General features: G+C 44.0%; 17 protein-coding genes. 4 read left to right on the top strand and 13 right to left on the bottom strand.

Annotation, left to right across the window (positions count from 1 at the left end; genetic code table 11):
• Nucleotides 1-26: 26 nt before the first annotated feature.
• From CWO27_RS02760 to rnt, 4 genes are all read right to left on the bottom strand, one after another.
• The gene (locus CWO27_RS02760; protein ID WP_102433625.1) at nt 27-4,376 is read right to left on the bottom strand and encodes a transporter substrate-binding domain-containing protein; all 4,350 of its coding nucleotides are present in this window, start codon (nt 4,374-4,376) and stop codon (nt 27-29) included.
• A gap of 46 nt (nt 4,377-4,422) precedes the next feature.
• Nucleotides 4,423-5,766 (bottom strand): response regulator, encoded by a 1,344-nt coding sequence (locus CWO27_RS02755; protein WP_240699570.1) that lies wholly within the window; start codon nt 5,764-5,766, stop codon nt 4,423-4,425.
• A gap of 412 nt (nt 5,767-6,178) precedes the next feature.
• Nucleotides 6,179-7,504, bottom strand: a complete 1,326-nt coding sequence (locus CWO27_RS02750) for a Na+/H+ antiporter family protein (protein WP_048659751.1) — start codon at nt 7,502-7,504, stop codon at nt 6,179-6,181.
• Between the two features lie 65 nt (nt 7,505-7,569).
• Nucleotides 7,570-8,214 (bottom strand): ribonuclease T, encoded by a 645-nt coding sequence (rnt, locus tag CWO27_RS02745; protein ID WP_017061178.1) that lies wholly within the window; start codon nt 8,212-8,214, stop codon nt 7,570-7,572.
• Between the two features lie 188 nt (nt 8,215-8,402).
• Between rnt and motY the strand changes: the two genes are divergently transcribed.
• On the top strand, nt 8,403-9,284 hold the full coding sequence (motY, locus tag CWO27_RS02740) for a flagellar protein MotY (RefSeq protein ID WP_004734048.1): 882 nt from the start codon (nt 8,403-8,405) through the stop codon (nt 9,282-9,284).
• Between the two features lie 95 nt (nt 9,285-9,379).
• Here motY and CWO27_RS02735 read toward each other — a convergent pair whose 3' ends face one another.
• The 9 genes from CWO27_RS02735 to rsxA form a co-directional block, all read right to left on the bottom strand.
• Nucleotides 9,380-9,814 (bottom strand): DUF2753 domain-containing protein, encoded by a 435-nt coding sequence (locus CWO27_RS02735; protein WP_004734047.1) that lies wholly within the window; start codon nt 9,812-9,814, stop codon nt 9,380-9,382.
• 201 nt (nt 9,815-10,015) lie between these two features.
• Nucleotides 10,016-10,432 (bottom strand): lactoylglutathione lyase, encoded by a 417-nt coding sequence (gene gloA, locus CWO27_RS02730; protein ID WP_004734046.1) that lies wholly within the window; start codon nt 10,430-10,432, stop codon nt 10,016-10,018.
• A gap of 127 nt (nt 10,433-10,559) precedes the next feature.
• Entirely contained in the window at nt 10,560-11,195 is a 636-nt protein-coding gene (gene nth / locus CWO27_RS02725) for an endonuclease III (RefSeq protein WP_010437137.1), read from the bottom strand.
• Between the two features lie 164 nt (nt 11,196-11,359).
• On the bottom strand, nt 11,360-12,052 hold the full coding sequence (locus CWO27_RS02720) for an electron transport complex subunit E (RefSeq protein WP_012603531.1): 693 nt from the start codon (nt 12,050-12,052) through the stop codon (nt 11,360-11,362).
• Nucleotides 12,052-12,681 (bottom strand): electron transport complex subunit RsxG, encoded by a 630-nt coding sequence (gene rsxG, locus CWO27_RS02715; protein WP_048662060.1) that lies wholly within the window; start codon nt 12,679-12,681, stop codon nt 12,052-12,054. Before rsxG ends, CWO27_RS02720 begins: the two co-directional genes overlap by 1 nt.
• A 12-nt stretch (nt 12,682-12,693) precedes the next feature.
• The gene (gene rsxD / locus CWO27_RS02710; protein ID WP_107898521.1) at nt 12,694-13,740 is read right to left on the bottom strand and encodes an electron transport complex subunit RsxD; all 1,047 of its coding nucleotides are present in this window, start codon (nt 13,738-13,740) and stop codon (nt 12,694-12,696) included.
• Nucleotides 13,740-16,310, bottom strand: coding sequence for an electron transport complex subunit RsxC (rsxC, locus tag CWO27_RS02705; RefSeq protein WP_102431662.1), 2,571 nt, complete (start codon nt 16,308-16,310; stop codon nt 13,740-13,742). Before rsxC ends, rsxD begins: the two co-directional genes overlap by 1 nt.
• A gap of 7 nt (nt 16,311-16,317) precedes the next feature.
• On the bottom strand, nt 16,318-16,911 hold the full coding sequence (rsxB, locus tag CWO27_RS02700) for an electron transport complex subunit RsxB (protein WP_017103577.1): 594 nt from the start codon (nt 16,909-16,911) through the stop codon (nt 16,318-16,320).
• Between the two features lie 2 nt (nt 16,912-16,913).
• The gene (rsxA, locus tag CWO27_RS02695) at nt 16,914-17,492 is read right to left on the bottom strand and encodes an electron transport complex subunit RsxA (protein WP_004734039.1); all 579 of its coding nucleotides are present in this window, start codon (nt 17,490-17,492) and stop codon (nt 16,914-16,916) included.
• Between the two features lie 874 nt (nt 17,493-18,366).
• On the opposite strand from rsxA, the gene CWO27_RS02690 reads away from it, so the two are divergent.
• From CWO27_RS02690 to sph, 3 genes are all read left to right on the top strand, one after another.
• The gene (locus CWO27_RS02690) at nt 18,367-19,134 is read left to right on the top strand and encodes a winged helix-turn-helix domain-containing protein (protein ID WP_240699189.1); all 768 of its coding nucleotides are present in this window, start codon (nt 18,367-18,369) and stop codon (nt 19,132-19,134) included.
• Nucleotides 19,135-19,279: 145 nt separating this feature from the next.
• A complete protein-coding gene (locus tag CWO27_RS02685; RefSeq protein WP_241902320.1) occupies nt 19,280-19,645 on the top strand; it encodes a hypothetical protein in 366 nt (121 codons plus the stop codon).
• 102 nt (nt 19,646-19,747) lie between these two features.
• On the top strand, nt 19,748-21,235 hold the full coding sequence (sph, locus tag CWO27_RS02680) for a sphingomyelin phosphodiesterase (RefSeq protein ID WP_240699191.1): 1,488 nt from the start codon (nt 19,748-19,750) through the stop codon (nt 21,233-21,235).
• Nucleotides 21,236-21,825: the final 590 nt, after the last annotated feature.

The following is a 21,825-nucleotide window of genomic DNA, read 5'->3' as shown; positions in this document are numbered from 1 at the left end:
TGTATTGGCGCAATGACTTCTAAGGCTTACTCATAAGAGTAAGCCTTTTCTTTTGTCTGACGTAGTTGGTTTATTTCCTCAGTAAATCGTTCAAATGTGGAATTCACTTCCTCGATTGACGCTTCAATTTTTGATTCGACTTGCTCTAAGTCCGTGTCTTCGGTTACCAGGTCGTTTGCTCGTGCCTCAATGATTGCGAGCGGAGAAGCAATCCTGTCACATGCGACCATTTTCGCTGCGCCTTTAAGTCGGTGCGCTGTGGTTTTTAGTTCCTTGTATTCCTTGCTCGCCCAATATGTTTTTATCCGTTCATTATCTTCAATAAAGCTTGCGGCAAACTCATCGAGTAAGGTCATTACGACATCGTGATCTTCAAATAGGTCGTAGAGCGCGGCGTAGTCGATAACTTGATTGTTAGTAAGATTGAATGAGTCTTGAGGGCTAGCAGGAGTAACCTCTTGGCTAGGCTCTGATGGGTTACTGATCTCCACTTCCGCAAAGCTCTGTTCAATATCTTGGAACAGCATCGAAAATTCATTGGCTTCTTCGTCTTTAGGTGAGGAGTTTGATGAAGCACTGACTTCCTGATTCTGTGCCTTTAATTCCTTTGCATCGTAAACATCAGTTTCACGAACCGGGTTGGAATCGTCGATTGCGGGCAGCCACTTCTCAATGGTTAATCTCATCTGTTTAATAGAAACGGGTTTGACCAAGAAGTCATCCATGCCGTGAGCATAACAGTTAGCATCCTCACCTTGTACGGCATTTGCTGTTAATGCGACGATAGGCAACCTTCGAGTTTCTTGAGCAAGTTCTTCGCTGCGTTGTTCTACCTGACGAATGCTTGAAGCAAGCGTGTATCCATCCATTTCCGGCATGTGGCAATCGGTGAGAAGCAACCCATAGCGTTTATCTTTCAAGGCGTTCAGAGCCAGAACTCCGTTATCAACTATGTCGGCATGGACACCAATATTTTCAAGTTGCTTAGCGATGACTTGCTGGTTGATAGGGTGATCTTCCGCGACCAGAATCAGCCTACCATTGTTCTCAGCTTGTTCGCGAGTCTCTTCAGCGATAGGCGCTTTAGCTTCGCTATCCACTGGTGAGATTAGATTGTCGTGACTGACGGGTTTCGTTAGAACATGCACAAGGTTATCGGGTAGCAGCGGATTGACCGACAAGCACCAAGAGTTGCCTAAAGGCTCAGGCGAGAGCATTGGATTTTGGTTGATCACCGTGAAGCGTGTTGAGCTTGTATGTTGTTGAATCCATGCATCGGTAATCGCCAGTTGCTGCCATACAGACATCGTAACAAAGATGTGTTTTGGCTGATGTTTGACGACCATCTCTTTGAGCAGGTGCTTTTGATTAATATGCAGAACCTTTGGTTCAAGGCCGAAGTGTTTCAGATATCGGCACAGCTCTTCTTGTTGCAGAACGTAACCAACCACATACACCTCGTGAGAGTGATTGCCCACACCTAGTTCAATAGTATTTTCAACATCCGAAGTGCAGAGTAAAGTTTGTGGCAGAGCCAAAGCGTTGTTGACTGCCTGTTCAGGAGTACAAGTTGGGAGGGTAACGGTAACCGTAAAGTGGCTGCCTTTTCCTTCTTCACTCGACAACTCTATGGTGCCATTCATCTGTTCAATCAACTTCAAAGCGATAGACAGCCCAAGCCCTGTGCCCCCAAAACGGCGGCTGGTGGTTTTGTCGGCTTGTTCAAAAGGCTGGAATAAACTTTGTTGTCTGTCTTTCGGGATACCAATACCTGTATCTGAGACAGTGAGGCTAATTTTCTGCTGATGTTCGTTCTGTCCAATCACATCAACATGTAACGATATTGTCCCATGCTCGGTGAACTTAATCGCATTATTGAGGAAGTTATTCAGAATCTGGTGGAGTCGTATGTCGTCTGCAAACAACCACTGAGCGAGGTTTGGGTCTTGCCAATAGTGGAAGGCCAAGCCTTTTTGTTGTGCATGAATGGATTGCGGTTGTACGATGCGCGCTAATACTTTGCCTAATTCAATCTCGGTAGGGTTAAGTTCTAGTTTTCCCGCTTCAATCTTGGAGTAATCGAGTACGTCATTAACGATGTGCAGTAAGTTACGAGCAGACTGATTCAATCCACCGTGTAAGTTCAGCAACTCTTCACTCAGCTGATGTTCCTGCATTAACTCTAATAGCCCTAAGATCCCACTGATTGGGGTGCGAACCTCATGACTGATAGTTGCTAGGAACTGAGACTTAGCGGCGGTGGCACTTTCTGCTTTCTGGCGAGCATTGTCTAAAGCCTGTTGCTGTTTTTTCAGCAGGGTGATATCTGTTATCACCGTGTTCCACTCAATGGCTTGGCCGCTCGATACTTGGCTATTAAATTTCACCCATTTCGCTTCACCTGATTCTAACTGCACTTGCTGTTCATTTTCCCAATGCCCGGATTCAATGGCATCGAGCATGCTGGTTTTAAACTGTGGCAAGCCATCTTTCGAGATAAGCTCAAAAAGACGTTGAGGATGCTCTTTTACGCTATCAACAGATAAGCCGAACATATCGGTTACACCGGCACTGACGAAGCTAAACTGGATATTCAAAGGCTGCCCGAGGTTTGTTTGAATATGTTTAAGCACAACCCCATCAATGTTGTCGGCCAGGGTTTGTAAATGGGCTTCCGCTGCTTTGGCCCGTTGTTCTGCGACTTTTCGCTGCTCGATTTCCGCTGCCATCTTGCGATTCCAGAATACGATCACGAAGATGACTATAAAGATCCCAAGCCCGATGATCACCGACCATTTAGCCACTTCACGTGGCGACAAGCCTTCTTGGTATTCATAGGTCAGCCATTTATTTTCCAAGCGCTCAAGTTCATTGGCAGGCAATGCGCTAATGGCTTTGTTGATAATACTCAGTAGCATGGGATGGCGGAAGTTGACCGCGAGAGCTAAAGGAGCGCTGTTTTGCTCATTAATGGTGCCAGTGATTTTAAATTGCCCAACATAGTCTTGATGCAATAAAGGTGCAGCATGATGAAGTGAAGCGAGCGCGAAACTGATCTCGTCTTTCTGTAATGCTTGGAAAGTGCTCACGTGATTGATGTAAGGGACGGCTTGGCAAGTCAGGCAGAGAGAAGGTAGAACTGTTGTGCCTCCAGAATCTTCAATCACACCAATCGCTTCGTTGCCACTTGGCGCAAAGTTGCCTAAGCGATCAGAGCGACTCAATAACACCCATGGTTCAAAACTGTAGGCTTGAGTGAAGTCCATGTATCGCGCTTTATCTGTGGTTGGCGTGATGTTGGTTAGCACCATTGTCTCACCATTATTGAACGCGACCTCGGCTGCTTCTGGAGTTAGGTAAGTGGTACTTTCAAATGACACGCCGAGCACATTACTTATTAGATTTAAGACGTCAGCAGATAAGCCTGAGTGTTGCTGTTGCTCGTTAGTAAAATCGTAAGGGTACCAATTGGCGTGTGTTCCTACTGGGATGCTAGGATTTCTATCGAGCCAGTTCTTTTCGTCTTGGGTTAAGTTCAGTGCTCCGTAGTCCAGCAACATCGAGTGTTGAGATGGGGCAAGCCATTGATTGTAAATCGATTGCAGCGAACCTTGCTTGATGTCCTCTAAAGCAAAGTTGATTCGGCTGAGTAGTTTATGTTTTCCTTTTTTGACGGCGAAGTGCAAGTGGTCAGCTGGCAGATCAGGAAGGACGGATAGTGTGAGTGAGTCTTTAGGCTGTTCACGTAGCAGCGCAGAAAGGGCAAGCGCATCCCCAATGTAAGCGTCGACACGATTATCTTCAATCGCAGTGAAGGCCGCTTGTGTGCTGTCCAAGGTGGTAATTCGACTCTCTGGAAGCAAGCTCGGAAGAAGGTCATTGAGCGCAAACCCTTTCTCTAGCGCTAAGTTTGCGGTTGCCAGTTCACTCAAGTCGTTTATTTTCAGATTTTGAGTAATGACCGCTCGTCGAATCGAGAACATGGGTTCACTAAAGGTCATGTATTCTTGGCGCTCTTTGGTCGAAGAGACGCCGACCAACAAATCTAATTCACCCTTTTCAAATGCACTGAGTACGCCGCTAAATGTTGGGTACAGCTCAATCTGATATTTGAAGCCTGCGTTTGCCGATACCTCATCCAACATGCTGATAAGTAGCCCTTCTGAAACTCTGTTCCCAGAGGGAGTTTGATGTTGATAGCTATAAGGAACCATGTTGTAAGAAGGCAGGCCGACACGTAATACAACTTGGTTATTCGACGAGTTTTCTAAAGGTGTGCTTTCAGCAAGGCTCTGCAGTGGCCACATGAATACCGTAAGGCAACTCAATAGAAAGGCGACACACCCCGTTTTCGTTTTTGTAGCATTGTTCTGCATAAAGACATCCTGTCGTTTACGTATTCATTTGGGTTTGACGGTGTGCTCAACTAACGGCGGCCAAAGGCTTTTTGGTTAGTGTGGGTAATGCAAAATTGTCTGCTCGCTGTAATGCCATACGCTGCAAAAGGGCGAGGCTGGTGTGGTCTGCTTTTAGGTGGATCTCAATTTGGCGCTTTACTTGATCGATCTTGTCTTGTCGACCCAAGGCTTGATAACACAATGCCAACAAGAAGAAGGCTTCGACATCATTGTCTGAGAACTCATTCATTGAAATGCTCTCAATACGCTCTTTCGCAACCTCTTGCTGATCAAGTTGAATGAGCTGCAAGGTACGGCAAAGCTTCAATAGTGGTTTACTAAGCGCATTCGATTTTTCGGAGTGAGAGAGCCTTTGCCAAGCGGCTTCTGGCTTCCAGTTTACTAACTCTTTTTGAGAGAGGGTTAAACTGTCTACCCACAAGATAAGTGCTCGCTTACCTGCTGAGTCCCAAATCGAATGCGGGACTAGTTGGGCTAGCGATTTGAGGTACAGAGTCGCTTGTTCGACATTGTTATCGAGCAATTGAAGCCAAACCATGGTGTTGGTCAGTTCGATGTTGCTGCCATTGACGGTGAGCACTTGCTCAATGAGAGTGTTAGCTGACTCGAAGTCACTGGTATTTAAGCAGATCTTAACCTTAAGCTGTTGTAGCTTGATATTGCGAGGGTTGTCTTCAATCAAGCCATCTATTTGACTGAGGGCGTCGTGATAATGCTGTTTGGCGATATGGATTTCAACGAGCTTGATCTTTGCAGGCTGGTAATCATGAAGCTGCAGCAGTCCATTCAACATGGCTTGTGCTTCATCGAGGTGTTGGTTTTTTATCAGAATGTTCGCCATATAGATGATGGCATCTTTCAATGTCGACGAGTCAGGGGCTTGTCCAAAGAGTGGCTTTACCGCGTTGAGTCCGTTCTTGAGATAGGCCTGCTCTAATGTTGAAAAGTATTGTTGTCGAGAGAGTGCCGACGTAACTCTTTTTATTATGTCATCGGCACGTATTGGTTTAATCAAGTAACCATCAGGCTCGAAGTTAGCATAACCAAAGAAGGTATCTTGGCTGTCATTACCAGTGACGATAAAGACAATCGTTTGTGGCTTGATCAATTCTTTTTGCTGCAAAAACTCAAGCAGTTGTAAGCCATTACTTCCTGAGCCTAAATCGTGGTCAATCAATAAGATATCGAACCGATGTGTGCGGCAAGCCCCAATCGCATTTTGTGCATTGGAAGCACTAATTACATTGTTATTTGGTACGCCTAACTTGATAAGCAGTGCGCGTGTTGCACTTTGAATCACACTGCTGTCATCAATGATGAGATAGCGCGAACGGGCGAGTATATCCATATAGTAGCCTTCTGACGTATTGAGTCTTGCCACTTTATTACCCCAATCGTAGTAAACAACTAATCATCCTAGCTGGTTAAAACGCTCGATAACTGCGTTAGAATTTTTGATTGTAGAATAACTACTTACCAAAAAATCTGCCTTGTTCTCGAACCTTTTTCCTGCGCTATTTCTGATCATTTACTTACTGTGATTGGTATTCTCTATGAATTAGCGGCTTATTTATTAACCACTTAAGTGTAGAAGTGATTTCAATGAATAGCCATAAGTTGCATATGAATGCGCACGGGGTAATGTATAGAAAGTGACGTTGGTTCAGAAGGTTAGCGTGTTTGAAAATATAGGTAAGAATCCAGATACAAAAAAGACCGCACGAGGCGGTCTTTATAAAAGATAGCGTAGGACTCTTTAACTACAGAACCATAGCTGCAATCCAACCGAATACGATCAGTGGGATGTTGTAGTGCAAGAACGTCGGTACTACGGTTTCCCATACGTGCTCATGTTGACCATCAGCATTTAGACCAGACGTTGGACCTAATGTTGAGTCAGAAGCCGGAGAACCTGCATCACCAAGTGCTGCTGCTGTACCTACTAGAGCGATCGTTGCCATTGGTGAGAAACCAAATGCTGCTGCTAGTGGAACGTAGATAGTTGCAAGGATTGGAATCGTAGAGAACGAAGAACCAATGCCCATTGTTACCAGTAGACCAACCACTAGCATAAGTAGCGCTGCTAGTGGTTTATTGTCACCGATGCTAGTTGAAAGAGCTTCAACCAGAGATTCAACGCCACCCGTTTGCTTCATAACTGCCGCGAAACCTGCCGCTGCAATCATGATGAAACCGATCATTGCCATCATATGAACGCCCTTGGTGAAAACATCTTGTGTCTCTTTCCAAGCAATGACGCCACCGAAGGTAAATACCATGAAGCCCGCTAGAGCACCGATGATCATAGAACCCGTCGACAGTTGAACTGTTAGCGCTGCTACGATACCAGCCGCTGCAACTAGGATGTGCTTCTTGTTGATCTCTTTCACTTCTGTTGAAACAACAGTGTGAGAGGTTTCTTTGTATTGGCGAGGCTTACGGTAAGTAAAGAATACTGCGGTAAGAAGGCCGAAGATCATGCCTGCTGCTGGTAACAACATTGCCATAGGTACTTGGCTCGCTACAACGTTTTCAAGACCATTGTCGTGAAGGTTTTTAAGCAGGATGTTGTTTAGGAAGATGCCGCCAAAACCAATCGGTAACACCATGTAAGGCGTAATCAGACCAAAAGTAAGCACACACGCAACTAGACGACGGTCTAGGTTCATTTTTGCGAATACGCCTAGTAGAGGTGGGATTAAGATTGGGATGAAGGCGATATGTACAGGAATCACGTTTTGTGAAGACATGGTCACTAAGATCAACGACGCAAGGATGCCGTATTTAAGACCAGTCGATGCTGCACTGTTCTCTTTACCGTGAATGCGTTTGATAACACTTTGAGCAAGGAGATCTGTGATACCAGAACGTGAGATAGCAACAGCGAATGTACCAAGCATAGCGTAGCTAAGTGCGATAGTTGCACCGCCACCTAATCCACTTTCGAAAGCCGCGACTGCGTCGTTCAAGCCCATACCAGAGGCTACGCCACCGATAATTGCGCTGAACGTGAGAGCAACGACTACGTTTACGCGCATCAAAGCTAAAACAAGCATGATGCAAACTGAAATTACAACAGGATTCATATTATTCTCGGGATGTTGTGTTTTTTATGAAGGCAATACGAGTGAACGTTTACCGACTCTATTTTTTATTCTTCGTCAACAAGAGGCCAACCACCAAGGGCTTTCCATTTGTTTACAATGCCGCAAAATAACTCTGTGGTTTTTTGCGTATCATACAAAGCAGAGTGTGCTTCTTTGTTGTCAAATTCCATCCCTGCAGTGCGGCAAGCTTTAGCCAAAACGGTTTGACCGTAGGCAAGACCACTAAGAGCTGCAGTGTCAAAAGTAGCAAATGGATGGAAAGGGACGCGTTTAAGCTTACAGCGCTCACTTGCCGCATTAACGAAGTTCAAATCGAATGTAGCGTTGTGAGCAACCATGATTGCGCGACTGCAATCTGAAGCTTTTTGTTCTTTTCTCACTAGCTTGTAGATTTCTTTAAGGGCTTCTTGTTCCGACACAGCACCACGTAATGGGCTAAATGGGTCTTTAATTCCGTTAAAGTCTAATGCTGCCTGCTCTATATTTGCGCCTTCAAAAGGCTCAATGTGAAAATGAAGCGTTGATGCAGGGTGCAGATCTCCGTTCTCATCCATTTTTAACGTAATGGCACAGATTTCTAATAATGCATCGGTTTCAGCGTTAAACCCTGCGGTTTCCACGTCGATGACCACTGGAAAATAGCCACGAAAGCGTTTTTTTAGGGTCAGAGCTTCGTTTTCTACAGTCATGTTAGCCCAAATAAGTGTGATTAAGGCTGCATTATTGCAGATAATAGCAGTGATAAAAACTAGGGAAGGGCAATAAATCATAAATTACCTAATCCATTGCGGCTTGATAATTGCATATTTAAACGTGAGAGAAAAATGCGGCAATTGGCTGCATTGTTAAACGAATTGCTTAAGAGATACTCCACTTTATGAAGAAACAACTCATAACAGGTTCAATGCTATTTTCGCTACTTATGTCGTCACCAGTAATGGCACAAGAAAAGCGTTACGGAGCATCTCCTCAACAGTCAACGTGGGAGATGGTGGCCAACACGCCACTCGAATGCCGCTTGGTTCACCCTATCCCAAATTTTGGTGATGCTGAGTTCTCATCTCGCGCGAGTAAAAAAATCATTTTGGACTTTGAGCTTAAAATGCGTCGCCCGATGGGTGCTACGCGTAATGTCAGCTTGATTTCGATGCCGCCACCTTGGCGTCCGGGTGAAAGTGCTGATCGCATGACAACCATTAAGTTCTTCCAACAATTTGATGGCTACGTTGGCGGTCAAACGGCGTGGGGAATCTTGAGTGAGTTGGAGAAAGGGCGCTACCCGACATTCAGTTACCAAGAGTGGCAGAGCCGCGACCAGCGAATCGAAGTGTCGCTGTCATCGGTGTTATTCCAAGAAAAATACAATGTGTTCAGTGACTGTGTTGCTAACCTGCTGCCTTACAGCTTTGAAGATATCTCTTTCACTATTTTGCACTATGACCGTAACAGTGATCAGCTGAACAAGTCGTCGCGCAAAAGGCTGAGCCAGATCGCCGATTACGTTCGCTATAACCAAGACATCGATCTTGTGCTGGTGGCAACGTACACCGATTCTGTCGACAGCAAAGGTATTAGCCAAAACCTTTCAGAGCGCAGAGCGGAATCGTTAAGAGAGTACTTCAAATCTTTAGGCTTGCCAGAAGATCGTATCCAAGTTCAGGGCTATGGTAAACGTCGCCCGATTGCAGACAACAATTCGCCAATTGGTAAAGACAAGAACCGACGCGTTGTTATCTCTTTAGGTCGTACGCAGGTTTAAGCAGAATAATTGCTTGTTTTGAAATCAGATAGCCCGTCGTAATGACGGGCTTTTTTGTCTTTAAAATTTGGAGCCATTGTCTAAACGCAACTCGTTTAGTTCAAGCGGAAACGAGCGATCATTTCACAGTTGGTCGCGGTATCGATCTTTTCTACCATAGAAGCAATTTTAGGATTGGGATGGCGTTTCATGAAATCGATCAGCGCTTTCTTACAGCAACCAATAGAATCGATAAAGCTGGAACATTGAGTGTTTGGGCACTGCGGGATCAGTGTCAGCACTTTTTCTGAAGCCAATTGAAGATACTTGAGCTCGTATTCGGTATCACCAGCCCATCGCCAGAATTGCGCGAGATTGTGGCAAGAGATCACAGAGATCAGTAGGCGTTCGTCAGCCTGAATATCGGTACGCTCAGTGATTTCTTCGCTCAAGTTCAATGCTTGCTGATAGTGGAGAATACTTCGTACAGGATCGTCGAGCTGCAATGCAGTATCGGCAAGTAACGTGTGTTTTTCCCATTCGCTAATCATTGTGTTACCTCACTAATCAATAGGTGTTTAATTTAAATGATAATCATTATCATGTAAAGTTTCATTGGTGAGATTGTTAATAATAATTGGTGAAGGGTATTGTTCGTGCGTGGAAACATAAAAAAGAAGCGAGCACAGTGCTCACTTCTTTTTTTCATTTCATCAGGCGTTCAAGCCCAAATTCGCAAAGAGGTTGAGGAATTAACCTTCTAGACCGGCACTTGCTTGTTTGTTCTGAATAAGCTCAATCATGTAACCGTCAGGATCTTTAACGAATGCGATGTGAGTAGAGCCGCCTTTAACCGGGCCAGCTTCACGTGTCACATTACCGCCTGCTGCTTTAATCGCATCACACGTTGTGTAGATGTCATCAACACCGATAGCAACGTGACCAAAAGCTGAGCCAAGGTCATATTCAGTCGTGCCCCAGTTGTAAGTCAGCTCAATCACAGCACCTTGAGATTCGTCACCAAAGCCAACGAAAGCCAGTGTGTATTCGTACTCTTTGTTTTCGTTCTTACGTAATAGCTGCATGCCCATTACATTGGTGTAGAACTCGATAGACTTGTCTAGATCACCAACGCGTAGCATGGTGTGTAAAATACGACCGTTTGACATGATTTGCTCCTAGCTTTAATTATGTATACGTTTTTGTAATTCTGTTTTATGCCGCAGGATAAACGCGGTGCTTTTTTGGCCAATAGGCTTGTTAGCTTCTTTCGCTTAGGGCTAACAGCTTATGAGCCTAGACGTCCGTTTTCTCTTTGAACTCACACAAGTCTTCAATGATACAGCTGCCACAGCGTGGTTTACGCGCGACACAGGTGTAACGACCATGAAGAATGAGCCAATGGTGGACATCCAGTTTGAATTCTTTGGGAATAACTTTGAGCAGCTTTGCCTCGACATCGTCGACGGTTTTACCCATCGCTAACTTAGTGCGGTTTGATACACGATAGATGTGTGTATCAACGGCAATGGTTGGCCAACCAAAGGCTGTGTTCAATACTACGTTTGCTGTTTTACGACCAACGCCTGGAAGGGCTTCTAATGCAGCGCGATCTTCCGGTACTTCACCATTGTGTAGGTCAAGCAGCATACGACACGTTTTGATAGTGTTTTCTGCTTTTGAGTTAAATAAGCCGATAGTTTTGATGTACTCTTTTAAGCCATCAACACCTAAGTCGAAAATTGCTTGTGGAGTATTAGCCACAGGGTAAAGCTTATCCGTGGCTTTGTTGACGCTGACATCGGTTGCTTGCGCAGATAACAGCACAGCGATCAGCAACTCGAAAGGGCTGTTCCAGTTAAGCTCGGTTTCTGGTTTTGGGTTGTTTTCTCTTAAACGCTCAAGTATTTCTACTCGTTTTACATTGTTCATAGCGACATTACTTTCAAATAGTTAGGGCATGAAGCTTGGATTGCTTCTTCTTTATCATCGGTTACGCGCTCTTATGAGCGTCATTATTATATATAATGTTTAGATCTGATTTTCCCCGCTGAGTGATTGAGCTAGATCAGCGGAGTTTAAGCTAATTTAACTTATTAGGCATTGGTAACGCGAGCGCGTTCAATGACTGGTTTCTCTTGTTTTGGTTGTCTAGATTTTGCTTGGTTATCGATGATGTTTTTCAAAGCAATTAAGAAACCAACACCAATAAAGGCACCCGGTGGAAGCAGGGCTAACAAGAAGCTGTTATCAAATTGGAATATCTGGATTCGTAACACAGAAGCCCAGTCACCAAGCAGCAGGTCTGCGCCATCAAATAGGGTCCCGTTACCAATAATCTCACGCATCGCACCTAACACGACCAATACTGATGTCATGCCTAGACCCATCCAAAAACCATCTTGAGCCGCTGGTAGCACTTCATTTTTTGAAGCGAAGGCCTCTGCACGACCGATGATTATACAGTTGGTTACGATCAGCGGGATAAATATACCCAAAGATAGGTAAAGCCCATAGGCGTATGCGTTCATCAGTAGTTGAACACACGTTACTAGCGATGCAATGATCATTACGAATACTGGGATACGCACTTCTTTTGGTACATGGTTACGAACCAAAGAAACAGAAACGTTTGAGCCGACCAGTACAAGTAAGGTAGCAATGCCGAGCCCAAGCGCGTTAGTGACTGTTGACGATACAGCCAGCAGTGGACATAACCCAAGAAGTTGCACTAGGGCGGGGTTATTGGCCCACATGCCATTTTTGATCAGTGTTTTATGGTCACTCATTATTCACCACCACAATTTAGAGGTTGAGCAAGCAATGCTTGGTTGTTTTGGTTAACGTACTGAACCGCTTGTTTGACAGATTTCACGACCGCTCTAGGAGTAATGGTCGCGCCAGTAAACTGGTCAAAGTCACCACCGTCTTTACGAACCTTCCAACGGTCAAGATTAGAATCTGTTACTTGTTTGCCTGCAAACGAAAGAATCCAATCACTTACACGCAAATCAATCTTATCACCCAAACCTGGAGTTTCTTGGTGAGAAAGCACACGAGTACCTAAAATAGTACCGTCGATCTTCATTCCAACAATGACTTTAATCGCGCCATTGTAGCCGTCTGGTGCAATCGCTTCGATCGCAATCGCGCTTGGCTCACCGTTAAGTTTAGCGATGTAAGCTGGCATCGCTTGCTCAGTACCAAGCTCTTCTGCTTGTACTAAAGTACAAGACGAAAACAGTTCGTTGTCGTGAAGATCGTGCGGGATCACTTGGTTAAGAACAGACAGTAACTGAGCTTGTTCTTGCTGTTTGATCTGATCTTTTGTTAGGTAGTGGGTTACCGCCACTAAACCTGTCGATGCACACGCAAAAATCGCGAGTACAAGGCCGTTTTTCTTAATTGCATTTAGCATGGCATCCGCTCCTTAGTGACCGTATGTACGAGGTTTGGTGTAGTAGTCAATCAGTGGAACACACATGTTGGCTAACAATACAGCAAACGCCACGCCATCAGGGAAACCACCCCAACTGCGGATGATAAATACCAAACCGCCGATCAGAGCGCCAAACACTAAGCGACCTTTCACTGTTGTTGATGCTGAAACTGGGTCGGTCGCAATGAAAAATGCGCCTAGCATAGTCGCACCAGACAATAGATGAATGGTTGGAGAAGCAGTTTCACCTGGAGTTAAGATTAAGAACACTAGGCTAAACAGCGCAAGGCTGCCGATGAAAGCCACAGGAATATGCCATTGAATCACGCGTTGCTTAATAAGTACCAAGCCACCAATTAGGTAGGCAAGGTTCACCCACTCCCAACCCACGCCAGCTAGCCAGCTGAATTGCGGTTGAGACAGAGCTTCATAAGCGGTGTTGCCTGCCGTTAATGCGGTTTTAAATGCATCAAGCGGCGTCGCCATTGTGGTGCCATCTATACCTAAACGAGCTTGCTGTAGAGACAGCCCCTCATTGTTGAAGCCTGTAAAGATCATCAAAAATGAGTCAACAAAACTTGTTGCTTCAGCTGTTAAACTGCTCGGTGCATTCCAACTGGTCATTTGAACAGGGAATGAGATCAACAAAACAACGTAAGCGATCATCGCTGGGTTAAATGGATTTTGCCCAAGGCCGCCATATAGGTGCTTAGCGATGATAATTGCGAAGAACATACCTATCACTAGAACCCACCACGGTGAGTGTGGAGGAATAGCGACACTGAGTAGCCAAGCAGTAACAACAGCACTGTAATCACGTAGCGCCATTACTGGTGGACGTTTTCTCAACAGCATTACGGCAGCTTCAAAGGTAACAGCAAGTGCGATAGCAAATACTAACTGGATGAGCGTACCCCATCCAAAGAAGTAGGTTTGAGCTAGTAGACCTGGCAATGCACAAATAGCCACCCATTTCATGAGATCTGGGGTGCTTCTACGATTGTGTGCGTGCGGTGAGCTGGCGATAAAGAAGGCCACTACTCTTTCTCCTCATTGTTCTTTTTATCTTGCTCTTGCTGCGCTTTTCTTGCTTTAGCACGAGCAATTGCGGCAGCAATGGCTGCTTTCTTAGGGTCGGCGGGTTCTGATTGAGCCTCAGCTTCAACCACAGTCTCTTTTTCAACTAAAGGTTCAGCCACAGGTTCGGGAGCGACTTCTTGAGCTTCGACCTGCTTAGCTTGCTGTGCTTTCTTCGCTTTAGCGCGTGCGATAGCGGCAGCAACAGCAGCTTTCTTAGGATCGACAGCTTCTGGTTGAGTTTCAGCTACCACTTCGAGTACTGGCTTAGGAGTTTCTACTGTCTCAGCCTGTTTCGCTTGCTGCGCCTTCTTCGCTTTGGCACGAGCGATAGCTGCAGCAACGGCGTCTTTCTTAGCGTCGCCAGAGCTTTCAACCGGAGTTTCACTTTCTGTTTGAGTAACGGCTTCAGCTTGTTGCGCTTTCTTCGCTTTAGCGCGAGCGATAGTGGCAGCAACTGCATCTTTCTTGGCATCGCCAGTACTTTCAGCCGGAGCATCAGAAGCTGACTCCGCTTGTTGAGCTTTCCTGGCTTTAGCACGAGCAATGGCCGCAGCAACTGCGTCTTTCTTAGCATCGCCAGAGCTTTCAGCTGGAGCGTCAACAGCCGATTCAGCTTGTTGAGCTTTCTTCGCCTTGGCGCGCGCAATAGCGGCAGCGACCGCATCTTTCTTGGCATCGCCAGAGCTTTCAACCGGAGCGTCAGCAGCAGATTCCGCTTGTTGTGCTTTCTTGGCTTTAGCACGAGCAATGGCCGCAGCAACGGCATCTTTCTTGCCATCACCAGAGTTTTCGGCTTGAGTCTCAGCTGAAGCTTGTTGTGCTTTGCGTTCTCTAGCTTGTCGTTTACGCTCTTCGCGCAGTTTTGACATTTCAGAATTGTCAGGTTCAGTGCTATCCGCTTTCTGAGCCGCAGCTTGTTTCGCTTTTGCCTTCGCAATTGCAGCGGCTACCGCAGGTTTCACTGCGGATTCCGTATTAGGAGCTTGGTCTGCCGCAGCTTTTTGCGCTTTAACGCGAGCAATTGCAGCTGCAATCGCATCATCCCCATCCGCAGACTTCATATCTTTACGACGGTTGTCAGCAGCTTTCTTGAAGCGGTTTTCACGTTCTGCTTTGTCACGCTCCATACGAGCGTTTTTCTCTTCGAAACGAATCTTGGCGCGCTCTGCAGCAGCGGCTTCATCTTTTCGAGTTTTGATTTCGGCTTTCGCTTGGCGATAGTACTGAACAAGAGGGATTTCACTTGGGCAGACAAACGCACAAGCACCACATTCAATACAGTCTTTAATATTCAGCTCTTCACACTTATCCAACTCGTTGGCTTTGGCATGCCATTGCAGTTGTTGAGGAAGTAGAGACGCAGGACAAGCTTCAGCACACGCGCTGCAACGAATACATTCCATCTCGTAAGTGCTTGGTGAGATCTCACGACGCGTTGGCGCTAAAATACAGTTCGACGTTTTAGTGATTGGCACATTGGCATGCGGCAAGGTAAAGCCCATCATCGGGCCGCCCAAAATCAAACGTGGCAGTTTTTTATCCGCTTTGTAGCCAAACTCTTCTAGTAACTCGTGTACTGGTGTACCTAATAGTGCCCACACGTTACGAGGTTGCTTAAAGGTTTTACCGGTTAAAGTCACCACGCGGTTGACCACTGGTTCACCGTCGATTACCGCTCTCTTAATTGAGTAAAGCGAGCCGACGTTTTGAACCAAAACACCAATGTCTGCAGGAATGCCGCCAGCCGGAACCTCTTTGTTGGTGAGGATCTTGATCAGCTGTTTCTCACCACCAGAAGGATACTTAGTTGGGATAACACGAATGACGATATCTTTGTCTTTCGCTGCAATCTCAAGCGCTTTTATCGCGTTTGGCTTGTTGTCTTCAATACCGATAACCGTCAGCTTTGGCTGAAGGATGTGTTCAACGACTTCGATGCCTTTTAATACTTCGTCGGCATGTTCTTGAAGCAACTTGTCATCAGAGGTGATGTAAGGTTCACATTCCGCAGCGTTGACGATCAAAATGTCGGTACGACCAAGGCCTGATTGAAGCTTCTTAGCCGTAGGGAAGCCTGCGCCGCCCATGCCTGAAATACCGGCTTGGCGAATCACATCAAGCAGTTCGTCAGAAGTCTTTGTCGAGAAATCTTCAACTGGATTTTTTTCAATCCAAGTGTCTAAGCCATCAGGTTTAATAACTACGCACATTTCGCTCAAGCCTGAAGGGTGAGCGGTAGTTCTTGGTTCGATAGCGGTAATCACACCTGACGTTGGTGCGTGTACAGGTAACGTAAAACCAGTATCTAAGGCAGTAAGTTGTTGGCCTTTTAGCACGGTGTCACCCGCAGCAACCAATAAGTTACCTGGCTTACCGATGTGTTGTTTTACAGGAAGAACGATTTCCTCGGGAAGTCTGGCATGAACGATGTCAGTGGTATTGGACTGTTTCTTGTTTTCAGCAGGGTGCACGCCGCCCGGAAAGTTCCAAATAGAGCCCGTGCGAATTTGTTCAATTAAAGAGATCATACTAACCCTATGCCTTAGGCTCTGACGCAGTCGCATCAGTCGCTTGGTTAGTGATGTCAGTAACAGGAATGATGTTCATCTGCCATTTCCAATTTTCAGTCGTTGTTGCCACTGGAATCATTTCGATACAGTCAGTAGGGCACGGTGCGACACATAAGTCACAACCTGTACATTCGTCTTTGATTACTGTGTGCAGAGCCTTGGTACCGCCAACAATAGCGTCGACAGGGCAAGCTTGAATACACTTAGTACAACCGATACACATGTCTTCATGAATGAAAGCAACAGTTTTTACTTTGTTATCTAAGTCGTGAGCGGAATCTTCAACTTCTACGCCCATTAAGTCTGCTAGCTTCTCAATGGTTGCTTGGCCGCCAGGAGGACATTTGTTGATCTTGTCTCCGTTAGCGATCGCCTCTGCGTATGGGCGACAACCTGGGTAGCCACATTGGCCACATTGAGTTTGCGGTAAAATGGTATCGATTTGATCAACGATAGGATCGGCTTCTACTTTAAAACGGATAGAAGCAAAGCCTAAAATAGCGCCAAAAATAGCGGCTAAAACGGCTAGCGCAATGATCGCAATTAAAATGGTACTCATGCTTATTTCACCAACCCAGTAAAGCCCATAAATGCCAGAGACATTAGGCCTGCTGTGATCATCGCAATCGAAGCACCTTTGAATGGCATTGGAACATCAGCAACCGCAATACGCTCACGCATCGCAGCAAACAGGATCAGAACAAGAGAGAAACCCACCGCTGCGCCGAAACCATAGATGATCGACTGAATGAAGTTGTGGTTTTCATTGATGTTCAAAAGTGCCACACCTAACACCGCGCAGTTGGTAGTGATAAGAGGTAGGAAGATACCCAATAGGCGATAAAGAGTCGGGCTGGTTTTGTGAACCACCATTTCCGTAAATTGAACAACCACCGCGATAACCAAGATGAAGCTCATGGTACGCAGGTATTCAATACCCAGAGGGGTAAGGATGTAGGTTTCTACTAGGTATGCAGAGACCGACGCTAACGTCAGAACGAAAGTCGTCGCGAGGCCCATGCCAATCGCAGTCTCCAGTTTCTTGGAGACTCCCATGAAAGGACATAGCCCTAAAAACTTCACTAGCACAAAGTTATTGACCAGCACTGTGCCAACCAACAACAAAAGGTATTCGGTCATAATGGATTAATTCTTGAGATTCCGATCCCGATATTATCCTGCTTTGCTCACCTAATAACAACCAGTGAACGGTGTGGTTTTGTATGTCTGATGGAAATTTATACGCTTAATAAGAGGATAGCAGATGTAATCGCAACAAATCGGTTGGGCTAAAACCTACGACAAACGCTCGCGGCATGGAAGTACAACGGCTGTTGGGTATGGTTTTCTTGAGCATGAAATTAACAATTTTAACGAGTATGTTGTCAATCTTTCTTGTTTAAAGCTAGGAGTTTTACTTTGATTTAGGACTTATACGCATCAGCTTTTAAGAAATCGGTTTCACGATAGAGATGGTGGTGATAGCCAATATAGTCAGCCTAAAATGAGCCTAACGTGCGCAAAAACTTAATCTGTAAACATTAATTTGTTGTAAGTGAAACCTTTAGTGAACGTAGATAACCGGATGTGCTTATAAGTAAGAAAAAAAATTAAAAGACATTTCTTGTCATTATTAGTCAATTTTTGAACTAAGTTTAAATATTTCTTAATAATCCAATGTAATTATCTGTTATTTTTTTATGAATTAGTTGTCAATTTTTAAATATCTGTATTTTAGTTTTTTTTGTTTCATGACGGTGTTTTTTTTATATATAGTTGCGTTTACAAAAAAGTTACTTATTTTGCCTTTTTAAATAACCATTTAATTAATCCTGTTAACGTTCGGTTAGTGGTAAATGGTTGAATGAATCAAGTGACATATAAAAATTATTTTAAATAACCCCAATATTTATCCATGGAAAATATATTTGTATAAATATTATGGTTATTCATTTTTCAAGGCTAATTTATGTACAAAGTAAATGATTGGTTAATCCACTTAGACCACCCGTTAGTGACTGATTTACTCAAAAATGAAGAAAAGCGCATCGGCTATCACGATCATCTTGTGATTCTAATGTTGTGTGAAAACGCTGGAAAAATTAATACTAAAGAAGATTTGTTGAAAAGAGCTTGGCCAGGAAAACATGTCTCTGAAGGCTCACTGACACAATCGATCAGCGCGATACGTACTTTGCTTGAGGATAATGGGAAGCAACAAAAGTATCTAAAAACGGTCGCTAAGGTTGGTTATAAACTCGAAAGTGAGGCGGTGTTGTGGCTAGAAGACGATGATGATAAATCAGATAACCAAGACAACTTATTAGCTGGAGACCCAAGTTGTAAGACTGAGAGCTTTGAAGAGAGTTCCGAAAAAAACACACGATTCACATTCGGACGTAATCAAATCTATATTGTTCTAGGCTGCTTATTCATAGCGATTGCGGCATTGTTTCCGTTGGTGTTCACTGCAAAAGCCCCTAAGTTAACGAGCTGGCTTCCACTGACTAAAATGTTTTCTAGCGAAGCTTTAACTGTCTATTGTGATAATGAAGAAGAGGCCAAATTGGTTGCAAAAGGCGTTAAGCTTTTGGTTTCTCAAGAAGTTAAACAAGGTAGGTTAAGCCGATTGATCCTTGCTCATTCTCAAGAAAGTTTATCTATTGTAATACTCAAGCCACTGGCACCGCCTGTCAATTTAGTGGTTTTGTTTGAATCTCCTCAATCAACGGATGATCTGGTTGGTATGGTTAAAGCGGAGCTTAGTCGCTATGTTCACTAAAAATAAAAGTGTTTACTTTCTTCTGTGTTGTCTTTGTTTAATGCTGGTTTCCATTGCATATAGTCTACGTTCGAAAAATAATGTTTTGGTCAACTCTACGACCCTTTATATGACAATAGATGGTGACTATATGGCCACGGAGCACATGGACGTCGTGATCAGTGATGAAAATTTTGAGGCGGTTACGATTATAAAAGAAGCTGGACTCAATAACACCTTAGATATTTACACAAAAGGAAAATTTATTCGCAAGAGTAATGGGCTATTTAATGTAAGCTTGCGTGAAGAACGCGTTGATCATGGAGACATTGATTTTGAACATGATGACGACATGCTCGTTTATGATAAATATATTGAAGCGCGAAAAAAGCTATCGTTTTTTAAATCGGTTCAAGTTGTTGAAGAGTTGCCGAACCAATATATGCTTATCATTTCAAATAGTCCTGTAAAGAAAATGGTTGCTGTAAAAGTTGAGGATTTACCAATTGAAGGTTTTTATGATGACTATTAATATTTTAACTATGGTTTGATATTTTTTTTAGGTCTATTTCATTATTATCAATTGTGTCATTATGGGAGGATGCATCTCAGTTTAATAGGAGATGCACTAACCATGACTAAATATCTAATATCAGTCTTGCTCATACTGATCAGTCTTAATTCGCTAGCTGAGGAGATCAGCTCACCCCCCAAGATAATGAATTATAACGTTTATATGCTGGATCATCGTCTCGGCGTTTTCGTTGGTGGGACTAATCCAAATAAACGAGCACAGTTATTGGCGAACTCTTCGGTTTTTGATGATACTGACGTGGTTATATTTAACGAAGTGTTCGACAACCAAGCGAGCCAAATACTTATCGATGCACTCGCTCAGAAGTTTGGATATTTAACTCCTGTCTTAGGCCGTACAAAAAATGGCTGGGATCACACTGAAGGTTGGCGATCGACATCTCTTGATGATGGCGGCGTGATTGTATTCAGTAAATATCCGATTGAGTACAAGTCACAAGTGATCTTCAGAGATGGGTGCGGTGCAGACTGGGCATCTCAAAAAGGTTTTATACATACCGTCATTAATAAAGGTGGAGAGAGATACAATATTATCGGCACTCACGTTCAAGCTGATGATGATACCTGCAAAACTCCTCCCTCTGTGGTTAGACAAGACCAGTTTGCACAAATAGAGAATTATATTTTCGGGGCAAATCGCTCAGCTGACGAAATGTTTTTTATTGCTGGTGATCTAAATGTAGCAAAAGAGTCACAAGAGTTTTCTTCAATGCTCGAGACCTTAAATGTAGCAGAGCCGACCAATTACGCCGGTGCGCCTTACTCATGGGACCCTGCAGTAAATGGTTTAGCACACGCAAACTATTCTGATCTAAAAGGGCAATTACTTGACTATGTTCTGGTCGAGCGTAGTCACAAGCAACCCAAGAACTGGCACAACCAAGTGTTAGATATCGCATCGGATAGAGTTGCTTTACCTGGCACACAGGAGCCGTATTACTTTTATGAGTATTCAGACCATTTCCCTGTCGCTGCGTTTGAGTATGCAGATGAAAGCACGCCAATTCATAGTGTGCGTCCAATCAATAAGCCATATAACTCAATCAGGCTAAAGCATCGATCGACTGGTGAATATGTTTACGCGGATCCAAATGTGCCTAATGGCTGGCTTACCTACGGTCGCGATGGAGAGCAATCCAACGCTAAGTTTAAGTTAGATAACTGGCATCCATATAATGGTACTTGTATTCACGACAATGACTATGTTCAGATCTCAAGGAAAGATGATTATAAAGATTACTACTGGACCTATAGTAGTAATACGTATTATACCGAAGATCACGACTCTTCTGACTTCATGAAGATCAGCCGCCCAACAGAATCCGAAAGCTGCATCCAGAATGGTGATGTCGTATATATTTATGATCATGCGCATCATTTGTGGACATCAGCGGACAAATATCTTGAGCCTATAAATACGTACATCAAAGCGACTAAGGAGCTGCCAGTTAGCGAAAATGGGCTGTTCATTATTGAGATGGATAACTTTGAATTCTCTGACTGGGAATTGAGTCTAACTTATAAATGAACATATTCTAAATGTTGATTTTTCTTGAAATTACTTGATTTTCAGTACTACTTGACTCATTTGGTTTATTGTAAATAGTGAAACATTAGAGTGTGTTTGGTGATAGTAAGCTGTGAGGTTGATTAGCCATCAATGCAGCCCAGAGGTCACCATCGTTAAATAAAAAGCCACTTTAGTGTGGCTTTTTACATTATAAAAAAATAATTCTCTCAATTATCGGTTGGTTAGTGATTGGCTAACCGAATTTTTGAAATTTGGTTTTTATAAGTACCTTAATTATAAAAACTAGTTGGTATGGTTTTTGGCTTTGGTAAGATGTTGAATTATGAACTTTGATGGATACTTTGAAAAAATACAAATTCAAATAGAGAAGGTAGATTCACTTGAAGACCTACTAATATGGCGGAAGAGAATTAACATAGGACATTCAGGCCTCTCGTATCGTGTAGAACAAGGTCGGCTTATTTCCCATTGTTATCGGAGGTTTAAGGACGAAGAATCTAAAATGAACGGTCTTAACTTCTCCTGCGATATATAAAATGTCCAATTTGGTATTTTCAGGTATATTCAACGATAAATAGATTTTTTTA

The sequence above is a fragment of the Vibrio sp. 10N.286.51.C3 genome (assembly GCF_003050065.1).
In the GTDB taxonomy this organism is placed as follows: domain Bacteria; phylum Pseudomonadota; class Gammaproteobacteria; order Enterobacterales; family Vibrionaceae; genus Vibrio; species Vibrio crassostreae.
Note: the sequence above shows the minus strand (reverse complement) of the source record. Positions and strands in the feature narration are given on the sequence as shown.